The 3,707-nt window shown below is 75.8% G+C and carries 2 protein-coding genes; both read right to left on the bottom strand.

Translation table 11 applies throughout. The features are described from left to right. The coding region (locus CCN39_RS12155; protein ID WP_279629571.1) for an SNF2 helicase-associated domain-containing protein at positions 1 to 1,729 on the bottom strand (1,729 nt) is incomplete at its 3' end. A 102-nt stretch (positions 1,730 to 1,831) separates the two neighbouring features. Next, a partial coding sequence (locus CCN39_RS12150; RefSeq protein ID WP_208630215.1) for an acyl-CoA dehydrogenase family protein occupies positions 1,832 to 3,707 on the bottom strand: 1,876 nt, incomplete at its 5' end.

The raw sequence follows: 3,707 nt of genomic DNA, 5'->3' as shown, positions 1-3,707 counted from the left end.
GCGGCTGCTCGGCCGCCGAACGAGTCGCCTCGCCGGGTTGCCCCGCGCTGGGCACCGGCGGCTGCTCGGCCGCCGAACGAGTCGCCTCGCCGGGTTGCCCCGCGCTGGGCGCCAGCGGCTGCTCGGCCGCCGAACGAGTCGCCTCGCCGGGTTGCCCCGCTCTGTGCGCCGGCGGTGGCACGGTCGCCGAACTGGCGGCCTCGGCGGGCTGCTCCGGGCCCGGCCGCAACTTCCCGGTCCTTGCCAGCTCGCGCCGGTGCAAGTGGAGCGCTATCAGCTGGATCGTCTTGCCCAGCCCCATGTCGTCCGCCAGGCAGGCGCCCAGCCCCAGGCCCGTCATCGTGGCCAACCAAGACAGCCCCGCCTGCTGGTACGGGCGCAACGTCGCCCGCAACCCCCTTGGAGGCGCCACCAACGCCTCCTGCCGGTCGCGGATGCGCGAAGCCAGCCCGCCCAGTGCCGGGGGCGCCGCGAACTCCACGCGCTCGCCGTCCACCTCGAGCTCGCCCGTCAACGCTGCCGCCAGGGCCTCGCCCGCGGCCAGCTTGCGGGTGCGGCCTCGTACCCGGGCCAGCAGCTGCGGGTCGACGCGTACCCACTGCCCGCGCAGGCGGACCAACGGGCGCTTGGCTTCCGCCAGGGCCGCCACCTCGGCCTCGGTCAGCTGCTCGCCGCCCAAACTGAGCTGCCAGCGGAACTCCAGCAGCGACCGCAGGGCGAACTCCGCGTCCGTGACGCTCGCCGGCGCCTGGGTTGCGCTCGCGCGAGCCTTCACCTCGCCCGCGAACAGGCCCTTCGACCAGAGGACCTCGATGCCGGCGCCGCCCAGCTCGCGGGCGCCGTCGGTGAGCAGGTCGACCACCTCGTCGTCCGACAACGCCAGTGAAGCGGGCGCCGCCTGGGTCAGCACGCGGCCCAGCGGCGCCCAGGCCCGGGCGCCGCGGCGCAGGCCGAGCAGCAGCTGCGTTTCGACCTGGTCGCCGAGGCGGTGCAACACCGCGTCCGGGGCGTCCCACAGCGTCGCCGCCTCCACCACCAAGCTCGGCTCCGCCATGCTGCGCACCGCCAGGACGCCGGCGAACGACTCGTCGTCCAGGCCCTCGACCCGCAGGAGCACCTGGACGCCGCGGGGTTCGCGGGCCTCCAGCTCCGCCAGCCAGGCCGCGCCGTCCGGGCCGAGGAGGGCCGGTTCGCGGGCCGCGAACGCCGGGTCGCCCGCGCCGACCGGTGCCGCCGGGCTGCGGACCAGCAGGTCGGCCGTCGCGTCCCAGAGCGCTCGGACCAGGGAGTCCGGTGAGTGCAGGCGGATGCGCTTCAGGCCTGTGAGCGGCAGCGCGTACGCCTCCGGGGGCAGGGCGCCGGCCAGCCCCCGCAGCAGCTCCTCGTCGGCCGCGTCCAGCGGGCCGATCCGCCAGGCCGCCGCCCCGCCCGGCGAGGCGGCCGGCCGCAACCGCCCCCGCGCGACCAGGTTCACCCCGGCGTTGACGGCCGCCGACCACGCCGCGACCGCCGGGCTGGCCTCCTCCCCCACCGACAGCAGCCGGGGCAGCGCCCGCTCCAGGGGGACCAGCTCGGCGTCGACCTTCGTCCGCGCGAACTTGGCTCCGCGGGGCAGCACGAGCTCGATCGTGGTCCCGCCGGCCACGTCCTCGCCCCACAGGGCCAGCACCCCGTCCCGCGGGGGATCCGCGGGGAGGTAGGTGGCCTGGGTGTCTGCGCTGAACTCCACGACCGCAACGCTAGAACACGGCACCGACAGTTTTGCCCCCGGCGGCGCGAACGGTCCATTCGCACCGTTGCGCAACGCAACCCACTCGTGCGCCGAAGGATCTCAGCCGCGGGGCAGGCCCAGGAGACGTTCGGCCGTCAGGGAACGCAGGACCTGTGTCGTGCCGCCGGCGATGGACAGGCAGCGGGTGAGCAGGAATTCGTGCTGGGCCGGGCCGTCGGCGAGCAGTGCGCCCGAGCCGGCCAGCTCCAGCGCGAACTCCGCCACGTCCTGCCGGTGCTGCACGCCGAGCAGCTTGCGGACGCTCGACTCCGCGCCCGGGTCCTGCCCCTCCAGCCGGCGCAGGGCCGCGCGCAGGTCCAGCACCGAACCCGCGACGCCGGCCGCGACCAGCGAACCGAGCCGGTCCAGTGCCACGTCGTCCAGCGCCGCTGCGTCCACAGTGGACACCAGAGTCTGCACGCTTTCGCCGACCGCCGACCCGCTGCCGATGGCCACCCGCTCGTTGGCCAGGGTCGTGCGCGCCAGCCGCCAGCCGCCGCCCGGCGGGCCGACGACGTCGGCGTCCGGCACGAACACGTCGTCGAGGAACACCTCGTTGAAGACCGCCTCCCCGGTGATCTCCCGCAGCGGCCGCGTCGTGATGCCCGGAGCGCGCATGTCGACCAGGAAGTACGTGATGCCCTTGTGCTTGGGCACGTCCGGATCGGTGCGGGCCAGGCAGATGCCCCAGTCGGCTTCGCGGGCCAGCGACGTCCACACCTTCTGCCCGGACAGCCGCCAGCCGCCGTCGACGCGCCGGGCCGCCGTCCGCAGCGACGCCAGGTCGGATCCGGCGCCCGGCTCGCTGAACAGCTGGCACCAGGTGAGCTCGCCGCGGAGGGTGGGCCGGGCGAACCGCGCCCGCTGTTCGTCGCTGCCGTGCTCGAGGATCGTCGGCACCGCCCACGCGCCGATCACCAGGTCGGGACGGCGGACACCGGCGGCCGCCAGCTCGGAGTCGATCCGCAGCTGCTCCGCGGCATCGGCACCCCGGCCGTAGGGGGACGGCCAGTGCGGCGTCAGCAACCCGGCGTCGGCCAGGGCGGCCCGCTGATCACCCGGGGGCAGCGCGGCGATCCGCGTGACCTCCTCCCGCAGCGAAGGGTCGTCACCGACGTCGACGCCCAGCGTGCGCTCGGTCCCGGACAGCGCCAGCGACGCCGCCCGCCGCCGCCACGACCCGCCGAGCCACTGCCGCAGGGCCACGGCCCGGCGCAGGTACAGGTGCGCGTCGTGCTCCCAGGTGAACCCGATCCCACCGAGGATCTGCACGCAGTCCTTGGCGTTGGCGACGGCCGCGTCGAGCGCGACGACGGCCGCGCTCGCCACCGAAAGCGGGTGCTGCCCGGAAGCCGCGTCCCAGGCCAGCGCCTCGGCGGCTTCGGCGCGGCACAGCATCTCGGCGCACAGGTGCTTGATCGCCTGGAACGCCCCGATCGGTTTGCCGAACTGTTCGCGGACCCGGGCGTAGTCGACGGCGATGGTCAGGCACCGGCGCGCCACGCCCGCCGCCTCGGCCGCCGCCAGGACCGCGGCCGTCGAGTCGACCGGCGGCAAGGTGAGGAGGTCGGCCCGCACCCCCGAGAAGCGGATGCGGGCCAGCGGGCGCGAGAAGTCGAACGCGGCCAGGGGCTCGACGCGCACCCCGGGTGTGCCGGGCGCGAGCAGGACGTGGCCGCCGTCGACCGGGACGAGCAGCCAGGCGTCCGGGTGCGCGCCGGGCACGGGCCCGCTGAGGCCGTCCTCGAGGGACACGACGTCCAGCAGGACCGCGACGGTGGCTTCCCCCTCGGCGAGGGCCGGGAGCAGCTTCTTCGCCTGGGGGACGTCGGTGAGCAGCAGCCCGGCGAGCGCGGTGCCCAGCACCGGGCCGGGAACGAGTTCCTCCGCCGCCGCGGCGAGCCCGGCGGCGAGGTCGGCGACACTGCCGTCGGCC

This window comes from Amycolatopsis kentuckyensis (assembly GCF_002155975.1).
In the GTDB taxonomy this organism is placed as follows: Bacteria; Actinomycetota; Actinomycetes; order Mycobacteriales; family Pseudonocardiaceae; genus Amycolatopsis; species Amycolatopsis kentuckyensis.
The sequence above is the reverse complement of the archived record's forward strand: the minus strand, read 5'-3'. Positions and strand labels throughout refer to the sequence as shown.